A 17,011-nucleotide genomic window follows, 5' to 3' on the forward strand; every position below is an offset into this window, starting at 1 on the left:
ACTCGTAATGCGTAGGTCGAGGGTTCGATTCCCTCAGGCGGCTCACCCGAGAACCCCAGGTCAGACTGTTCTGACCTGGGGTTCTCTGTGTCAGCGGATACGGCGGCGGCGCCGTGCCCGCTCAGCGCGGGTCTGCGTGGTCTCAGTTCTGGTCTCAGACGTGGCCCGGGGCGGCGGTAGGAACGCGTCGCCCATGCGTCGCATAGCCTCCTTCGAGAGCTCCGAGCGGCCCTTCACGTACCGCCGGGTCTGGCTGATCTGGGTGTGCCGAAGGATCTCCATGATCGTGGGCATGTCGACGCCCAGCTCGTTCAGGATCGTGCCGGCGGTGTGCCGGCTCCCGTCGTACAGGCGACGGTCGCTGATGCCCGCCTCGGCCAACAGCTCCTTGAACTCCTCCCAGTCCGCCCGCGGATCGAGGGGACGCCCGTCAGGGCGGGTGAACACCGCGTCGTGCTCCTGCCACAGCTCCTCGGCCGCCTCGCGCGCCTCCTGCTGGGCTTCCCGCTGAGCGACCAGGTGGGGGATGAACGGTGGCGGGATCGGCACCGGCTCCCGGCTCTTCTTCGTCTTGGGGCGCGTGAAGACAAGTCCGCCGCCCTTGCGTTCCGGGCAGGCACTCGCGTGGCGCGTGCAGCCCTTCGGGCACGGCGCCGGACAGCCGCGTGTGTAGTGCCGGTGCGTTGCGCACGGCTCGGGGCACGGGGTGAAGCGGTGCAGGCGAGCTCCGCAGGCGTGCGGGGCGTCACAGCCGTGCCGCCACTTGAGCCGTTGAAGCTGCCAGCGTGGGTGGAACAGCTCCGCTTCGAGGTCCACGTACGTCCAGCGCAGGCCGAGGACTTCGCCTTGCCGGAAGCCCATGCCCACCCCGACGACCCAGCGTAGGAAGGTCGGGCGCTTCGCGGCGGCCAGCAGGAACGCTTTCGCCTCGGCGATCGTGAAGGGATTCGCCTCGGTCTCGTCAACGGACGGTGGATCCACCAGCGTCGCCACGTTCTCCGAGATGATCCGGCGACGGTGGGCGATCTTCAGGGCCCGCGACAGAATGCGGTGGACCTTCAACACGTGGGAGGGCGCGTGCCCCTCCTCCAACATGTCGGCGTACAGCCGCTCCAAGTGCTCCGGCGACAGCTTGTCCAACCGGTGCTGGCCTACTCCCGGGATGATGTCGTTGCGCGTCTTCGACCAGTAGTCGTCCAGCGACCGCGGCTTGAGCTTCAGGCTCGCGATCGTGGTCAGGTAGGTGTCCATCCACTCAGCCACGGTCGGTTTCCGCCCGGCCTTGGGAGCGCGGCCCTCATCCCTCAGCCGCTCCAGTTCCTTGACCTTGCGCTTGATCTCAGGCTCGGTCTTCGCCGAGCGGTGGCGGCGGTCCGGGCTCCCGTCGTTCTTCACGCCCATCGTGACGCGACCGTGCCACCGCCCGTCACTACCGAGGTAGATGGACGATTCCATGTTCGGCTTTCGACTCACGTGCTTCTCCATGCAGGAGGCGCCCCCGGTGAATCCGGGGGCGCCTCGGTGTGCTCAGCTCAGTGGGTGTGCGGGGTCAGGTTCGCGACGTACTTCTCCAGCGCGCTGCGTCGGATACGGCGACAGCGGGTGCTCAACTCGACGTACTCCAGCTCTCCGGCCGCCATGAGCTCGTAGACCATCGATCGGCCGATGGCGAGCACTTTCGCGGCTTCCTCCGGTCGGTAGAGAAGTCGGTCGGTAGGCGCAGCGATGACTGCGGACATCCGAGTTGTCTCCTCGATAGCTCCCGGGGGCGAGGCCCCCTCCCTCTGGGAACCGCTACCTCCGCTACCTCCGCTACCGCGCAGGTCACGGGCCTGTTGGCGGTAGCGGATTTGGCGGAGGTAGCGGATTCGTCTGCTACCTGGCGGCGGTGGCCGGGGTAGCGGATGTGCTCGGGGTAGCGGACGGGTAGCGGCTGGAGACGGACGTGTCCGCTACCGCGTTCTCGCTGGTCACGCCCGGAATCGCGGCCTCGGTAGCGGAGGTAGCGGATTTTCCGGGGGGTGGGGGGCAGTAGCGGGTCCACGCGTCGTTGAGGTCGCTGGCGTAGTAGCCCTTGAGCACGCTGCCGCCGCTCTTGATGTTGCGGGCGGCGATCGGCTTGTTGTCGGCGGTGACGTACTCGCGCAGCATCCTCGACAGCATGCGGGAGGTCATCGGCTTGCCCTCGATGTCGTCCCAGGGGGCGTCGTCCAGGGCCAGGAGGCGGTCGAGGATGACGACGGTGGGCAGGCGGTCCGCGCCCTGGAACACGTGGTCGCGCAGGTCGGTGAGGAGCCGGATACCGATGGACGCGGTGTCGTCCTGCTTGGCGGCCAGGATCAGCTCCACGCACGCGGCTCGGGCCCGCTCGGGCCAGTCGCCGCCGGCCGCGTCGGCGACCGCGAGCAGCGGCTCCCACACGTCCGCCGGGCGGTCCGTGACGCCTTCGGGCATCTCGGGCCAGGCGCCCTCGACGCGCTCCCGCACCTGCTCTGCCCAGGCGGCGAGGCGGTCCCGGAGGGCGTTGCCCTGTTTCTGGTGGGTGCGCTGCCGGTAGGACTCGACGGTCTCGTTGGGGGCCCGGCGGCGCATGCGGATGATGACGGAGCGGGTCAGGATCGTGTCGGGCAGGGAGCCGAGCCCGGCCATGGCGACGGCGCAGAACGAGGGGAACTCCTGCACGGTCTGGTTGGCTCCGTCGCCGACGCACCGCCACATCCCAACGCCCCGGCGGTGTCCGGCGTTGAGGAAGCCGCGGAGCTGTTCGTTCTCCCCCGCCTTGGGGCCGAACACCGTGTCCACCTCGTCAAAGAGGATGGTCGGGCGGGTGTCGCTGGCGCCGACCGCGCGGAACATCGCGGACGCGGACGCCTGCGCGGCGACCATGCGGTTGGGGACCAGCGTCTCCACGATCTCCAGAGCGCGAGACTTCCCCGAGCCCGGCTCCGGGGAGAGGAAGGCGATGCGCGGGGTGGAGTCGAAGCAGTCCAACAGGTGCGCGTGCGCGTCCCACAGGGTCACCGCGACGTACGCGGCTTCCAGCGGGAAGACGTTGAACCGACGGTGGAAGGCTTCCACCTCGTTCAGCAGCGCGGCACCGTCCTCAGGGGCCCCGGCTCCGGCGCGTTGGGGCTTCTTGGGCGTAGTCATGCGGCGTTCCCCCGGCGGTGGGTGGCGGACTGGTTCAGGGCGGTGTCGAGGCCGTTGGTCACGGCGCGGGTGGCGTAGGGCTCGGGGACGCCCACGGAGACGGCGGCGGCGATCAGGTCGGACGCGATGGCGTCGAGTCCGCAGGGGCCGGGGCAGGCGGTGTGCAGGGCGGCGAGGAAGCGCGCGACGCCGAATGCCTGGGAGCCGGCGCCCTGCTCGGTGCGGGCCCGGATCATGGCCAGGCCCTTGTTCAAGCCGGTGTGGACGTAGCGTTCGGTGTGGCGGCATCCGGTGGCCGCGGAGTGGTCCCAGGCGGCGCGCTGCGGGGTGGAAGAGGCCACCCCGGCGCGGCGGGTGGCCTCTTCTCGAACGAGCAGCGCCCGGACGGCGTCGGGCAGGGGCGTCATGGTGCCGATGCCGGGTCCGAGCCAGCGGGCGTAGGCCATTGCGGACTTGATGTCGACGCCGGGCCGTACCGAGTTGGCCGAGGTGGTGGTGCCGCGGTAGATCCAGTGCTCGCCGCGCGAGGTGGCCACGGTGCGGGTGGGCGGCAGGGTGGCGCGGGCCCATTCGACAGCGGCGGGGTTGTCGAGGTCGACGACGGTGACGTCGGCTCCGGCGGGGTGGTAGGCGACGGCCGCTGCCTGCCGCCAGGCCGCCGACCACTGCGGGGACGTGAGAGCGGCCGGGTTGGTGGTGGCGGCGGCCCAGCCGTGGCACGGCCGGGGGCAGTGGCAGGGTCCCGGGTTCTTCATGTTCGGCCGTCCGCCGCACCGGTTCTTGGCGCAGGCCAGGCAGTTTCCGACCGGCGCCTTGCCACCCCGCAGGGGCAGCAGGGGAAGCACCGGGACACCGGCGGTGGCCAGGGCCAGGGCGGTGTCGAGGTGGCTGTCACCGGTTAGTGGGAAGGGCGGCGCCGGTTGGCGCGCATGGGTCATGATGGTGGGTGTCCTGTTCTCTCGATGGGAACGGGTAGGGCCCGGGGCGGTGGAGTGTCCATGGCGTGGAGCCGCCGCCCCGGGGCGTGATCAGAACGGGGGCCGGTCGTCGTTGGCGGGCGCGCCGCTCCCTGCCGGGGCGGCGGTGGACCAGGGGTCGTTTGACGCGGCGGCGGGCCGCTGGGTGTTCTTGGTGCGCTGGATGCTGGCGGTGGCGAACCGCAGCGACGGCCCGATGTCGTCCACCTCCAAGCCGAGCATGGAGCGGTTCTCGCCCTGGTCGTTCTGCCAGTTGTGCTGGCGCAGGCGGCCGGTCACGACGACGCGGGTTCCCTTGGCGAGGGAGCCGGCGGCGTTCTCGGCCAGGTCACGCCAGGCCGTGCAGCGCATGAACATCGCGGTCCCGTCCTTCCACTGCCCGGACGCCTTGTCGTAGGCGCGCGGGGTGGAGGCGACGGTGAAGCGCAGCAGCGCCGCGCCGGACGGGGTGTAGCGGAGCTCGGGGTCGTCGGTCAGGTTGCCGACGATGGTGATCGGGGTCTCTCCCGCAGACATGAGTGTCTCCCTGGTAGGTGCGCGGTTGGGGTTGGCTACTGGGGGTTGGTGATGCCCCGGTCGGCGCAGTACACGCACTGGCCACAGCCGCCGCAGACCATCTGGTTCGGGTCGTTGCACGGGCCGCAGGTGTCGCCCTGGCAGTTGTTGCAGTCGAGGGGCATGGAGCTCTCCTTGCGATCAGCGATGGTGGACGGTGCCGTTGGCCTTGCCGAACAGCCCCGTGGCGGTGATGTTCTGGGTGATGTGGGTGGTCGGTTGCTGCTGCTCGGCACCGGCGGTCGGTGTGTCGGTGCGGCTGAACGCGGCCCGCAGCAGCCAGGCGCCGATGCCGATGGAGCCAGAGGCGATCGCCAGGGCGACGGCGGCGGTCATGAGTCCTCCCGAGGCGGACGCGATCAGGCCAGAGCCGTAGCCGATGCCGGCGGTCGCCGCCCCCAGGCCACCGCCGCCGGCCGCCATCACGAGCGCGGTGTCCTTCGCGCGGCCCGACGCGCGGGTCTCAACCGGTGCGACCGGGGCCGGGGCGGGGGTGTGCTGTTGGGCGAGCGCGAGCAGGAGCGCGGCCTGCTGCGGAGTGAGCGCCTGCCCGGTGGCGGGGTGGATGAGGGCCGCGTCGTGGGGCCCGGCGGGCGGCGTGTGATCGCGGTAGAGGGTGATGTCGGGTGGGTCTGTCGCGCGGTTCATGGAGGTCTCCAGCCTGTTGTGTGGCCTGTAGCGCGACCTGTCTGTCGCCTGTCGTCTGTTGCCTGTCTGTAGCCTGTTGTGTCGCAGGTCAGCGGGGGGTTTTCGGCGTTCGGCGACAGGCGGGCCCCGCCTGCGCCGGAGGGCTACAGGCGGGGCTTCAGGCCGCTGTCGGTCACCCCTGGGCGGGGTTGTCGGGAGCGTGCTGGCGGTGGACGTAGCGGGTCTTACTGCCGCTACCAACGCGCACGATCTCCCCGGTCTCGACCCACGCCTTGAGCCAGCCGTGGATGGTCGGCCGGGTGGTGCCGAACTCGGGCTTCAGCTCGCGCTCCAGCGCGGACGCGCCGGTTCCCTGGGGCCCGGCGGCGAACAGCAGCGCCATCGCGGCCTGGCGGGCGTCGGTCTGCTCGGGCTGGACGCTGTTGCGGTCGTGGTCGCTGACCCAGGCGCTCGGGTCGGACCAGTCCGTGTCGTCGTCCCGCCCGTCGTCGCTGTCCCCGTGCCGGGGGTCGGCGGCGGGGGCGTTGAACATGGCCTCCAGCTCACGGACGCTCGGCACGTCCGGGCGGCGCGGCTGGTCCCATGAGGCGGTGGCCTTCCACTCCCGCACCGGCCGCGTCCCCTCACCACCGCCGGCCGTGGTGGTGGCCTCGACGTGTTGGCCCCAGAGGTGGCCGCAGCGTTCCAGCGTCCACCGCTGCGCGTAGTCCTCGCCCGCGGCGTTGAGCGACGGAGCGTCGAGGCTGGGCCGACGTGCGGCGGTGGCCGCGCACACCGCCTCGATGCCGCTGGGGGTGATGCGTTCCTGGCGGCCCTTCTCGGGCCCCTTGCCGTCCGTGCCGACCAGCAGGGAGCCGGGCCCGTCGAAGCTCTCCTCGACACTGAGCGCGCGCCAGCCGAAGAAGTGCCCGAGCTCGCTGTCCTCGGTGGCGCCGGTGCACACGCGGTTGGAGGCCATCTTGCGGACCATCGGGTCCGGCAACACGTCCTGGGTGACGCGCAGCGCGGACATCACTGCGCGAATCGCCATGGCACGGGCGATCCGGATGACCTCGGAAACCCCGGCCACGACCTGGCGTGCCTCGCGGGTGGCGGAGACTTCCGCGCCCTCGTCCACCAGGATCACGATCTCCGGCAGCGTCGGACCGACCGGGAGCTTGTCGTCGTCCTCGGCCCTCATGTGTGCCTGGTAGGCGACCTTGCGAGCCTTGGCGATGCGCACCGCCGCTCCCAGCATCGTGGCGGCTTCCTTCGGTGTGGAGGCCACCCAGTCGACCCCCGGGGCGGGGATGTCGGCGCCCGACCACCGCGAACCCTCAGCGCCGCTCTGTGCCTCGCGCCAGGCGTGCAGCCACGGGAGAGCCAGGCTGCCGCCGTTGAGGTCGATCACCCACACCAGCACGTCGTTGCACTGGTTCAGGCGGGCGATGAGGGTGTGGAGCCAGTTCGTCTTGCCGCTGCCGGTGGTGCCGGCGACGATCGTGGACGCCTGCCGCAGGTCGAGTTCCGCCCGCCCGCCGTCCGAGAGCAGCGCCAGCGGCAGGGGGTTGTTGACGGTGGTGACCTCGGCCATCTCCTCGATGGGGAAGGGGAGTTCCAGCCCCGCGAGGCTCTTGGTGGTGACCTTGATCAGGACTAGGCGGCGGGACATTCCCTCGCTCACGGCCACGCCGCAGCCGTTGGGAAGGTCGAGGTCGGCGGCCAGGGCGGGGGCGCGGTCGGCGATCGCCTTGCGGGTCACCCCGCCGGCGGGGAGCTTGATTTCGAGGGTGTAGCCCATGCCGGTGGGCCAGTGCTCGATGCCGATGACCTCGACCCCGTCGACGTGGCAGACGCGGGCGATCCGGTCGATCCAGTCGGCCGCCATCTGGCGGCGGGTGCCGATCGCCAGCAGCGTGGCGCGGCGGGACTGCTCGGTGACCTCATGTCCGTCGACCCCGGCCGCCAGCGTGCCCGCGAGGGTGCCGCCGACCGCGAGCGCGCCGATCGCGGTGAGCGAGGTGGGCCCGTCGCCCGCGAGTGCCCAGGAGGACCAGGTGCCGGCCGCGAGGCAGCAGGCGCCGCGGAACGCGACCGTGGCGCGGGTCAGCCGCTTGCGGATGCCGGTGACGGTGGTGCCGAGCGCTCCGGCCGCACCGGCCGCCAGGGCCCATCCGGCGGGCATGCCGGCGATGTTGGCCAGGGCGGTGGTGGTGAAGACGCCGGTGGTGGCGTTGATGGTGCCGGACACCACGCCGTGCCCTGCCGACCAATCCACCCGAGGATCGTTCTTCTTGCTGGTCAAGACGCTGCGTCCCTTCCGGGGAAGGCCGCGCCCCCCGGCCCGGATCGGGGCGGGGGCGCGGCGGCGATGCGGTTGGTGGGGTTGGTCAGACGTTCCACTTGCGCTCGGACTCGATGCCGTTGCGGGGGTTCTCGCCCCGCTCGATGTCCTGGGCGTGCACCCGGCGGTAGACGGTGGGGACCTCGTCGAGGGCGGCGACCACGCGGTTCATCGCGCGGAAGCCCTCGCCGATCTCCTCGACCACGGCCGGGTCGACCGGGAGCCGGTCGCGGGAGATCTCCGCCAGGACGCGCAGGGTCTCCTGCACCGTGCCCATGGCGGTGGGGAGGTCGTCGATCAGGGCCTGGAACTGGCTCATGTGCTCGGGGTCGAAGGTGGACGCGGCCTGAAGCATCACGTCGGCCGCGTCCGATAGCCGCGTGAACGCCGTGTTCGTCGTGTCAGACACGCTGGAGTCCTTCCTGGTGTTGGTCTTGCCGAGATCCACCCGCGCCGCCCGCCGGCCGGTGCCGACCGGCGCCTTGGCCTTCTGGCGGCGGCGGTTGGGGTCGTTGACCGTGCCGGCGGGCACCGGCACCTCGCGCGGCGTCTCCTCGCCCCGGATCGCCGCGTCCCGCCGCTCACGAGCAGCGCGGGCACGTCCCGCCGCGCGGGCCCACACCCGGCGCATGTGGCCGACCGCGCGGCCGGGGTGCCGCCAGTTCCACACCCCCGACAGCACGCCGACCGTGCCGGCCGCCAGCGCGGCGGCGGTCATCCGAGCCCTGTGGCGGGCCGCCGACGACCGCAACGCGCGCTTCCGCCGGTCGACCGGCTTCTTCGTGCTGGGCAGCGGCTCGCCCGTCCTCGGGTCCAGCCCGGCCGCCTTGCGCGCCTTGGCCTGGCCCTTCGCGATCCGATCGGCCGCGCGCCGCTGGGCGTTCGCCGACCACACCGGCGCCCGGGAGGTGTAGCGGTCGAGGGCCGCGTGACCGGCGCGGGAGAAGAGGCCACCCCCGCGCGGCCTGCTGGTTCGACGCTCGCGACGCGGCGGGGTGGCCTCTTTGCACAGCGACACCGAACCACCGCCATCCGACGAATGGCCCGGCCGATCCACCGGCCGCGACGACGAACCGCCGCCTGACCGGCCGGGGGCGGTCGGCGTGCCCCTGCTGCTCGAACTCGGGCTGGTGGCGCTGGTACTGCGTTGGCCCGCGGCACGCGCTGCCGCACCCAACACCCCGCCACCGCCGCCGCCGTTCCTGCCCGGGGCGGCGTGCCGACCGGACGTGCGGCCCGGTCGGTGCGGCGCGGTCGTGCCGAACGTCGTCGTCTGCGACCTGGGCTGAGCCGGTGTCTGGCGGCGGCCGGGCAGCCATCCCACCGTTCCGGTCTGGCGGTGCCAGCGGTGGCCGCGACGGTTGCGGGTGACGCGGCGGACGGCCGCAGCTCCCGCTATCGCCCCGGCGGCAACCCCGGCCGCCGCCAGACCGATCGGGCCGCCGACCGACAGTGCGCCAGCCGAGACCATGCCGAGCGTGTTCGCCCCGGCCGCAACCAGCGGCCGACCGGGCAACGCCCCGGCCACCGGGGCGGGGGTCTTGGGTGTGGCCGAATCGGGCGGTGGCGAGACCGCCTCGACCACCACCTGAGTGGTCGTATCCGTCATGCTGAAGTCCTCCAACAGATCGAGTGGTTGGGGAGGCACGGCCCGTGTGCCGCCACAGCAGAGCGGGCCGTGCCATACAGGTAGCGCCTTGTGGTCCCCACGGGGTCGGTCACGGTTCGATCTCGAACAGTCCGCCCTGCTCCGAGACCACCTCGGTCCGCGCGGCGCGGTTGGCGGCGCGGCGGGCGTTGTCGTGGCAGTCCGGGCACCACGCCCGAAGCTGGGAGCGGTCGGCTCGCGCCGCCGCCAGACCGGTGAGGCTCGGGTCGGCCGGGGCGGCGATCAGGCGGACGATGCCGCCGCGGTGCCTGCTCGCGTGCTGGTCGTGCTCACGCGGGCAGCGGCCCTGACCGGACTTGTGGGGGTTGCCGCACTCGCCGCGGCACTGGCAGCGGAAGCCGGCGGCCTTCATGACTGGGCGCCAGAGGGCGGCGTAGGCGATCGGCTCGCTCATGCCGCCTCCTTGTCGGTCTCGCGCCTGATGGCGCGGTCGAGGAGGTGGGTGATGGCGGCGACCGCCTGGCGGGGAACGACGCCGTTGCCCAACGCCCGGAGCTGTTGCGCCCGGCTCAGGCTGGGGACGTCGGTGACCCAGCCGGACGGGAGGCCCATCATCCACTCGACGAAGGCGGGGTCCAGCCGACCTCTATCGTCAGTTGCCCAGGGGGCGCGGCGGCCGGTCGCCGCCTCCCACCGCGAGACGGCCGGACCGTACCGGCCCCAACGCTCCGGGCCGCGTCCGTCAGCGTTTCGCCGTGCTTCCAGGCCGGGTTCGCTCCGCTGCTGCCCTTCGCGTCCGTCGCGGTCGGCGTAGGTAGCAGCCGCACCACCGCGGAGGGCAGCATCAGATCCCCCGAGCTGCCGCGCTGGTTCGGGCCGCCCTTCGTGCCGTCCGTCGCACGGGGCGTCGGCAGGAGCGTCATCTCGACGACCTCGTTCAGCGGGCGGGAGTTCGTGCCGATCAGGTTGGACTGGCCCGAGCGCCAGTCCCTCGCCGCCGGTGTCGGCAGCGTGGGCGAGGATGAACAGCCGCCGCCGGTGGTGCGGGGCGTCGATGTCGGACGCGCGAAGACAGAGCCATTCCGCATCGAACCCGAGGCGGGCAAGATCCGACAGCACGACGTCGAATCCCCGTCGAAGGTGCCCTGCGACGTTCTCAAAGACCGCGTAGCGGGGTCGTAGAACGCCAAGGGCGGTGGCGATGTGCGGCCAGATGTGCCGGTCATCGGCGGTCCCCTTCCTCAAGCCCGCGTCACTGAACGGCTGGCACGGATACCCACCGACCACCACATCGACCGGCGGCACCTTCGTCCAGTCCACGCACGTGATGTCGCCCAGGTTGCGCACCTCCGGCCAGTGGTGCGCCAGGATCGCCGCCGCCCCCCGGTCGGGGTCGGCCACCCACACCACCTCACCGCCGAACACCTCGGTCACAGCCATGTCCAACCCGCCATAACCACTGCACATGGAGCCGATCCGCAGGCCGGTCACGTCGGAACCCCCGCCTCAGGGTGTTCGTCGCGGGTGGCCCCGACGACTTCGCGGCGCAGCGCGGTGGCGTCCCGGCGGGTCAGGCCCAGCTCGGTGCGCAGGGCATCGATGGTCACTGGCCGTCCGGTGTCCTTGATGTGCTGGCGGTTCAACCGCCGTGCGGCCTGGCGAAGCTGCCCCGGCGTCGGGGCGTCGCTGGTGTGGTCACCCCGGTGGTCATCCGCATGACCGCCGTCGTGACCGGGCTCGGGTGCCTCGGGGATCGTGACCGTGACCGCGTTGCGGGCGGGCGGCGCGGCGGCCACCGTGAGCGCGGGCGTGGTCATCTCGGTGACCGGCGGCATGACCGGCGCAGTGACCGCCGGGGTAACCGGCTCGGTCACCGGAGCGGTCGGGGCGGACTCGATCGCCACGGTCTCCGGTTCGGTCGGGGCCGACTGCGGGAGCGCGGTGAACATGGCCGCAAGGGCGGAGTCGGCCCCCGACTGGAGTCGGGTCCGCTGGATCTCCAGCAGACCGGCGGCGAGTGTCGGGTCGTGCCGACCGACCTTCCGGGCCAACGCCCATGAGCGCCGCTGGGACGCCTTCCGCTTGCGCTCATCGGGGTGGGACGCGGCGCGAGCGTGGTGGAAGGCAAGTTCCTGCACGATGGCCGCGGCGCGCGCCTCGGCCTCGATGTCCCGGCCGGACTGGTGCACCACGATCCGGCGGGCCAGGAAAGCCATGCCCTCAGCCGAGACCGTCATGCCCATCGGCGTGACCGCGTAGATGACCACCTGCCCGGGGTCGGCGGCGGCCGTGACCGCCATCGCCGCCGCGGCGGCGGGCAACAGCCACAGCCCCACCCGCACCACCGCCGGAGAGGACTGCCCCAGCAGCGTCAACCCGAGCAGCACCAACGCCAAAACAGCGGTAGCACCCTCACCAGCCGAGACCGCACCAACAGCCGTGCCCGCACCATAGGCGGCCTCGATGTTGGTGTAAGTGCCGATCCCACCCATCACGCCCGTCGCCAGCATGGGCACGAACGCCAGGCCAAGAACGACCTTCTGCACCTTGCTCAGCCGCTTCACGACACACCGTCCTCAGCCGCACCGTCCCGCAGCACGGCCCAGGAACGAGCCTTGTCGAACCCGGGCACCCGGTGGCGCTCCTGCTGGGTGATCGCGGCCCGGTAGGTCTCCTGCACCTCGCGGACGCCCACGCCCAGCGTGCGGGCGATGTCCTCCCAGGTGGCGCCGGACTCGATCGCCTCGCGCATCACGTACCAGCGGCAACCGATCAGGTGCCGCACCAGCGCGACGTTCGCCGCCAGGGCCTCCAACGCGGTCGGCGCCGCGGCCAGCTCCCTGCGGGCCACGTCGACGGCCACCTCGCTCCGACCGCGTTCCAGCACCGTCCGCCACACGACGCGAGACGCGCCACGCGACCACGTGTGGAACAGCTCCTCATCCCACGGCGCCGTGCTCATGCGGCCACCGCCCGCCGGATGCGGCGCGCGGCCTGGCGCGGCACGGCCGGGGCGAACAGGTCGGCGGCGTGCTCCTCGATCGCCAGCGCGGCGACACGGGTCACGCGGTCGATCAGGCCGGGGTCATCGGCAAGGATGTCCCGACCGGCGTCCAGCCGCGCCGCCCGCTCCTCCGGGGTCTCGTCCTCGACACCCAGCCACAGCTCCAGCGGGGTGCCCAGGGCCAGTTCGATGAACTCGTCACCATCGCGCGCCTCATGGGCACCGACGAACGTTCTCATGCTCATTACCAGGGTCCTGTTCTCTCGACATGAACGGATAGGGCCCCTGGGCGGCGGTGTGTCCTGGCGTGGAGCCGCCGCCCCAGAGGGCGGAAAGGGAAGTTGAGGACCCCGCCCGGTGCTGCAACACCAGGCGGGGCAGTGGCTCGCGAGGGAGCACCCTGCTCACGAGCGGGAAGAGGCGCGGAGTCCTGACACCTCCCCGTCACCGCCCACCCCGCAGCGCGATGCGCTGAGGTGGGCGGATCAGGCAAGCGTCAGAGCGTGATGGGGTCGAGAGCGAAGTAGATCGGGTTCGCCCGCGACATCTCGGGGTGCTCTTCGGCGATCTGGGTGCGCAGGTTAGTCGTAGACCTCCCTGCGCCGCGTTCCCGGCCGCACGGCCAGCTCCCCGGTCCAACTTGCCTGCACCCGCTCGGGGACCTCCAGGGTCAGGATGTAGAAGTGGGTGCTCTGGCCCTGGCCGCTGTTCTCGGTGGTCGACACGCTGTCTCCTCATCGCCAGACCGGACCGACTGTCCGGCCGTCCGCGCTTCCCCTCGACCGGCGCGGTCGAGGGGAAGCACAGGAGACCGTCAGGCGGCGATCGCGGCGGCGATGGCGATCCATCCCTTGTGCCAGGATTGATCCAGCAGGTAGCCCGCGTTCGGGTCCCGCCGGAGCCACTTGCCCTTACCGATGTGGTGAGCGGCCCGGACCAGCCCCGTGGGGGTCTCATCGCGCCAGTGCCCGCCGTGCCGGTCGGCGTAGTAGTGCGTGGCCGCGGACACCGCCAGAGCGGCGACCGCACGACCCGGCTTCACGCCCAGGCCCAAGGCGCGGTTCGCGGCCCACAGAGCGGCGCCCTGTGTGGCGGTGTAGGTGGCGACGTGCCGGACGCACGCGCGAACCCCTTCGGGGCCCGCGTCGCCCTTGTGCCCGGCGTCCTCGTCGACCTGAACCCAGTGATCAGCCACCTCGTGGGCGGCGGTCAACACCGCGTACACGGCGGCGAAACGGGAAGCAGCGTTGCTCACTGACCGCCGCCCTTCATCGTGACGTTGTCGCGGGACTGCTTGTTCTGCTCAGCGTTCTTCCGCGAAAGCTCCTCGCGCTCCGCTTCGGTCAGCTTCGTCGTGCCGGTAAAGTCCACCTCGGATCCACTCCTAGCTGCGTTAGGGGTTGATCTGCTGGCCCTGATTGGCGGTTGCGTCGCTGGTCGGGGCCGCTTCGTGGGGTCCTGCGGGCCCCCTGCCGACACCGCACGGCCGACAGCCGTGGTGCTCGGTGACGACAGGCAGCGCAGGCTGCTGGATCGCTGAGTCGCCGCGATGGTCGCTGGTGTACTCACGCTCTCCGGTCGGTGATCCCTCCGCCGGGTCGTCGCGTGCCGGTGTACGGCGAATCGTCGCGGGTCTTTCGGCGGCCTCCCGAAGGGGGAACGCTGCCGCGTCGGCCAGTCCTGCGGCTTCACGCTCCTCCGGGGGTTTCCCTCCCCCGGGCTCATCGCGCTGGCCCGTGTCACGCTCTCGCTACTGCCGACGGGTCTCCACTCCCCGCGAACTACGGCTGCGGGTGTGGATCACTCTGTTCAGTTCTCAAAGGACAAGCGCTGCCTTCAGACCCGTCTCCGGGCCCTCCGGGCTACCGCCGAAGCGGTGCATGTATTACATGCTCTGCTTCGATCCCGTGTCAAGTCGCTCGGGGGGTGTCTGCTCCTTCGCCCTCGGGGCGTCTTGGGATGTCCTCAGCATCGCCGCAGGTCAGGGGAGTTGGGCACCGCGTGCGTAGACATCTCGGGAGCATCTCCGTAGCCTCAGGAAGTCCCTAGAAGTCCCTTGGGGGGTGGAGATGCCCAACGAACGACTACGGTCCGCGATGCTGGCCCGCGGTTTGACCGTCCGGGATCTGGCGGAACGGCTGGGGGTTGACCCGAAGACCGTCGAGCGGTGGATCACCCAGGACAAGACGCCCTACCGTCGTCACCAGTACGCCGTGTCGTCCGAACTCCGTGTAGACGCGGCGGTGTTGTGGCCCAACGACTCGCGGACGGTCGATAGCGCCTCGGACCTGAGTAAGGCAGAGATAGTCACCGTCTACCCGCATCGGCATGTCGTCCCGAACCATCTCTGGAGGGACATATACGGTCGCGCCGAACAGAGCATTGATGTGCTCGTGTACGCAGGCGGATTCCTCTCCGAAGACCCCTTGTTCTTCGAGGTGTTAGCGAAGAAATCGGAGACCGCGCGTATCAGGATGCTGCTCGGCGATCCGGACTGCGCCGCTGTGGCTCAGCGGGGAGTAGATGAGGGGCATATGGTTATGGGGCACAAGATTCGCAACGCCCTGGTGAATTTCCGCCCGCTCATGGAAAGCTATCCGCAGATCAGCTTTCGGCTTCACGATGCGACGCTTTATAACTCGATCTATCGAGGTGACGACGAGATGCTTGTGAATACTCACGTCTACGGAATTGGTGCGTACTTGGCTCCGGTCCTGCACCTGAGAAGGCTTCCGGGAGCCGGATTGTTCAACACGTACGCTCAGAGTTTTGACCAAACCTGGGAGAAAGCGCGCCCGGTGGCTGACGACGACTTCCCGAAGGCGCAATGATGGGCCGCATTGACTATCTGCATGACCCGGACGCCCCTCCGGCGAACTCGGTCGTCCCCTCTGTCGTCGCCTTCGTGCAGGACGCTGTCGGCCGCATCCTGATGATCAGGCGCTCGGACAACGGGCGGTGGGCACTGCCCGGGGGCGGTCATGACGCAGGCGAATACATCGCCGATACCGTGGTTAGGGAGACCAAGGAAGAGACCGGAATTGATGTCGAAGTCATCAATCTGTCCGGTATTTACACGGACCCGGGACATGTCATGCTCTATGACGACGGGGAAGCGCGTCAACAATTCAGTCTATGCTTCCGGGCGAAGCCTGTTGGTGGAGAAGTCCGGACGAGCAGTGAAACAACAGAGGTCCGCTGGGTTACCCCAGCGGACCTCTCGGAGCTCGATATACACCCCACCATGCTGATGCGGATCAGGCATGCGCTGGACGAAACGCGGCGAGACCTCTATATCGGCTAACTGGTCGTGCGCTTTGTGTCAGACAGGCGCGATAGGACTCGGGCCGTTGCGTCCAAGATTTCCGGCTCGGCCCGTCGAATGAACCTGCCGATCAAGCTCTCATCGCCGTATCGGCCGCAGATTTCGTTGATGCGGTCTACGGGGTTGGTCGGAGTGCCATCTGGCGTTGTGCTCATATCGCAGTAACAGATGGCATCGTTCAGCTCGGAAGATTCCTTGGGGAACTCAGTGTCGAGTTCCCGTTCCAGGCCCCGAGCCTCGGCCTCCATCCACGCACAGGAGTGGTGAGCTACCAGCCGAATCACGCGCTCATTGGCGTCCGGGACGGTGCGGAGGAAGCGCGCTCCATCGAGAGGATGGAATCCCGTCTTCGCGAGCTCAGGCGAGTACCCGATGTCGTGAAGGACCGCAGCGGCCTCGATGAGCTCGGCATCCTCGCCAAGGACCGGGGCTAGCGTCCGTGCCCGCTCAGCCACCCCGAGACAGTGAGCCCACCGGCGGGGGAGGGGTTCGGCGAGCAGCGATTCAGCGAGAGGGTATGCCCAGGCGGTCAGTTCGCCACCGCTCATTGCGGCACCTCCTTAGGCACGGCGCGAACGACGCGAGGCTTGCCCGGGGCTCGCTCAAGCAGTCCGGCGCCCTCAAGCTTGCTCAGGGCCGAACGTACGGCGGTGCGGGAGCGACCGAAGCGAGCACACAGCTCCGCTTCGCTCGGGAAGGTGCTGCCGATGGCTAGAGAGTCCTCGGTGATGACGGCTCCAATCCGTTCTTCGAGCGACCGGGTTTCATCCTGGTCTCGAACGACACGCCAGCCTGCCCCCTGAGACGAGGTGACGACGCCATCGTTCTGGAGTGCCTTCAGGGCCCGGGTGATGAGGCCACGGGACGCCCCATGCTCTTCCATGAGTTCCCGAACCGGCGGAAGGTCCACGAGCTTCGGATCGTCTGCGATCCGCTGCCGGATCGCTTCGGCGACCTGTAGATACGTTCCGCGCGGACTTGCGTCCGGCATGCCTCTCCTCCCAGGGAAGGCGCTGACCGCGCCGCCGTCGCTCTGAGCTCTCGTCTCGACACAGGCTTGCCGCGCTGCGCCGAGACTCGTCCCACTATGCAACATGGCGATACAACCCGTGGCGCCAGATGAGCGGCCGTGGCCGGAGCTGGACGGACGGCGGGCGGGTCTCAGTCGTGGTCTCGGTTGCCCCTCGATCCGTGGGCGTTCGCTGTTGTCCGCCAGCGTCCCGGAAGTCCGCTGACCAGGGACGGAGCCTGGTGCGCGGATGGCGGCGGACGCCCACGGACGAAGATCGGACAACTCGTAATGCGTAGGTCGAGGGTTCGATTCCCTCAGGCGGCTCACCCGAGAACCCCAGGTCAGACTGTTCTGACCTGGGGTTCTCTGTGTCAGCGGATACGGCGGCGGCGCCGTGCCCGCTCAGCG

General features: G+C 70.3%; 21 protein-coding genes. 3 read left to right on the forward strand and 18 right to left on the reverse strand.

The features are described from left to right. Positions 1-90 precede the first annotated feature (90 nt). From E1265_RS18495 to E1265_RS18530, 9 genes are all read right to left on the reverse strand, one after another. Complete coding sequence (locus tag E1265_RS18495) at positions 91-1,485, reverse strand: tyrosine-type recombinase/integrase (RefSeq protein ID WP_132931412.1); 1,395 nt, start codon at positions 1,483-1,485, stop codon at positions 91-93. A 47-nt stretch (positions 1,486-1,532) separates the two neighbouring features. Next, entirely contained in the window at positions 1,533-1,739 is a 207-nt protein-coding gene (locus E1265_RS18500; RefSeq protein ID WP_132931413.1) for a helix-turn-helix domain-containing protein, read from the reverse strand. A 136-nt stretch (positions 1,740-1,875) separates the two neighbouring features. Continuing rightward, positions 1,876-3,150: a DUF3631 domain-containing protein gene (locus E1265_RS18505; protein WP_207931131.1), complete on the reverse strand. Its 1,275-nt coding sequence runs from the start codon at positions 3,148-3,150 to the stop codon at positions 1,876-1,878. Beyond that, complete coding sequence (locus E1265_RS18510; protein WP_132931414.1) at positions 3,147-4,088, reverse strand: DNA primase; 942 nt, start codon at positions 4,086-4,088, stop codon at positions 3,147-3,149. Before E1265_RS18510 ends, E1265_RS18505 begins: the two co-directional genes overlap by 4 nt. Before the next feature lie 90 nt (positions 4,089-4,178). Beyond that, positions 4,179-4,643, reverse strand: coding sequence for a single-stranded DNA-binding protein (ssb, locus tag E1265_RS18515; RefSeq protein ID WP_132931415.1), 465 nt, complete (start codon positions 4,641-4,643; stop codon positions 4,179-4,181). Between the two features lie 35 nt (positions 4,644-4,678). Beyond that, a complete protein-coding gene (locus E1265_RS40350; protein WP_279571445.1) occupies positions 4,679-4,807 on the reverse strand; it encodes a hypothetical protein in 129 nt (42 codons plus the stop codon). A 16-nt stretch (positions 4,808-4,823) separates the two neighbouring features. Next, complete coding sequence (locus E1265_RS18520) at positions 4,824-5,330, reverse strand: hypothetical protein (RefSeq protein ID WP_132931416.1); 507 nt, start codon at positions 5,328-5,330, stop codon at positions 4,824-4,826. A 172-nt stretch (positions 5,331-5,502) separates the two neighbouring features. Further along, entirely contained in the window at positions 5,503-7,614 is a 2,112-nt protein-coding gene (locus E1265_RS18525) for a hypothetical protein (RefSeq protein ID WP_132931417.1), read from the reverse strand. Between the two features lie 85 nt (positions 7,615-7,699). Beyond that, positions 7,700-8,671: a hypothetical protein gene (locus E1265_RS18530; protein ID WP_132931418.1), complete on the reverse strand. Its 972-nt coding sequence runs from the start codon at positions 8,669-8,671 to the stop codon at positions 7,700-7,702. A gap of 85 nt (positions 8,672-8,756) precedes the next feature. On the opposite strand from E1265_RS18530, the gene E1265_RS18535 reads away from it, so the two are divergent. Beyond that, positions 8,757-8,942: a hypothetical protein gene (locus E1265_RS18535; RefSeq protein ID WP_132931419.1), complete on the forward strand. Its 186-nt coding sequence runs from the start codon at positions 8,757-8,759 to the stop codon at positions 8,940-8,942. 429 nt (positions 8,943-9,371) lie between these two features. Here E1265_RS18535 and E1265_RS18545 read toward each other — a convergent pair whose 3' ends face one another. From E1265_RS18545 to E1265_RS18570, 7 genes are all read right to left on the reverse strand, one after another. Next, a complete protein-coding gene (locus tag E1265_RS18545) occupies positions 9,372-9,716 on the reverse strand; it encodes a hypothetical protein (protein WP_132931420.1) in 345 nt (114 codons plus the stop codon). After that, on the reverse strand, positions 9,713-10,753 hold the full coding sequence (gene dcm / locus E1265_RS18550; protein WP_132931421.1) for a DNA (cytosine-5-)-methyltransferase: 1,041 nt from the start codon (positions 10,751-10,753) through the stop codon (positions 9,713-9,715). The genes E1265_RS18545 and dcm overlap by 4 nt, the downstream gene beginning before the upstream one ends. Next, a complete protein-coding gene (locus E1265_RS39260; RefSeq protein WP_243740914.1) occupies positions 10,750-11,772 on the reverse strand; it encodes a conjugal transfer protein in 1,023 nt (340 codons plus the stop codon). The genes dcm and E1265_RS39260 overlap by 4 nt, the downstream gene beginning before the upstream one ends. Before the next feature lie 50 nt (positions 11,773-11,822). After that, entirely contained in the window at positions 11,823-12,224 is a 402-nt protein-coding gene (locus tag E1265_RS18560) for a hypothetical protein (RefSeq protein ID WP_132931422.1), read from the reverse strand. Continuing rightward, positions 12,221-12,505, reverse strand: a complete 285-nt coding sequence (locus E1265_RS18565; protein ID WP_207931132.1) for a hypothetical protein — start codon at positions 12,503-12,505, stop codon at positions 12,221-12,223. Before E1265_RS18565 ends, E1265_RS18560 begins: the two co-directional genes overlap by 4 nt. Positions 12,506-12,847: 342 nt before the next feature. Then, positions 12,848-12,991 carry a hypothetical protein gene (locus E1265_RS37120; RefSeq protein WP_165953790.1) on the reverse strand — a complete coding sequence of 48 codons (144 nt, stop codon included), beginning with the start codon at positions 12,989-12,991 and terminating at the stop codon, positions 12,848-12,850. Between the two features lie 89 nt (positions 12,992-13,080). Beyond that, positions 13,081-13,491, reverse strand: a complete 411-nt coding sequence (locus E1265_RS18570) for a hypothetical protein (protein WP_132931424.1) — start codon at positions 13,489-13,491, stop codon at positions 13,081-13,083. 844 nt (positions 13,492-14,335) lie between these two features. Between E1265_RS18570 and E1265_RS18575 the strand changes: the two genes are divergently transcribed. Then, entirely contained in the window at positions 14,336-15,097 is a 762-nt protein-coding gene (locus E1265_RS18575) for a helix-turn-helix transcriptional regulator (protein WP_132931425.1), read from the forward strand. Further along, on the forward strand, positions 15,097-15,570 hold the full coding sequence (locus tag E1265_RS18580) for an NUDIX domain-containing protein (RefSeq protein WP_132931428.1): 474 nt from the start codon (positions 15,097-15,099) through the stop codon (positions 15,568-15,570). The genes E1265_RS18575 and E1265_RS18580 overlap by 1 nt, the downstream gene beginning before the upstream one ends. Here E1265_RS18580 and E1265_RS18585 read toward each other — a convergent pair. Together E1265_RS18585 and E1265_RS18590 are read right to left on the reverse strand one after the other, a co-directional pair. Beyond that, positions 15,567-16,139: an HD domain-containing protein gene (locus tag E1265_RS18585; protein WP_132931426.1), complete on the reverse strand. Its 573-nt coding sequence runs from the start codon at positions 16,137-16,139 to the stop codon at positions 15,567-15,569. The two genes, E1265_RS18580 and E1265_RS18585, sit on opposite strands and share 4 nt — an antisense overlap. Then, positions 16,136-16,582: a GntR family transcriptional regulator gene (locus tag E1265_RS18590; RefSeq protein WP_132931427.1), complete on the reverse strand. Its 447-nt coding sequence runs from the start codon at positions 16,580-16,582 to the stop codon at positions 16,136-16,138. Before E1265_RS18590 ends, E1265_RS18585 begins: the two co-directional genes overlap by 4 nt. Positions 16,583-17,011: the final 429 nt, after the last annotated feature.

Source organism: Streptomyces sp. 8K308, from assembly GCF_004348315.1.
GTDB lineage: Bacteria > Actinomycetota > Actinomycetes > Streptomycetales > Streptomycetaceae > Streptomyces.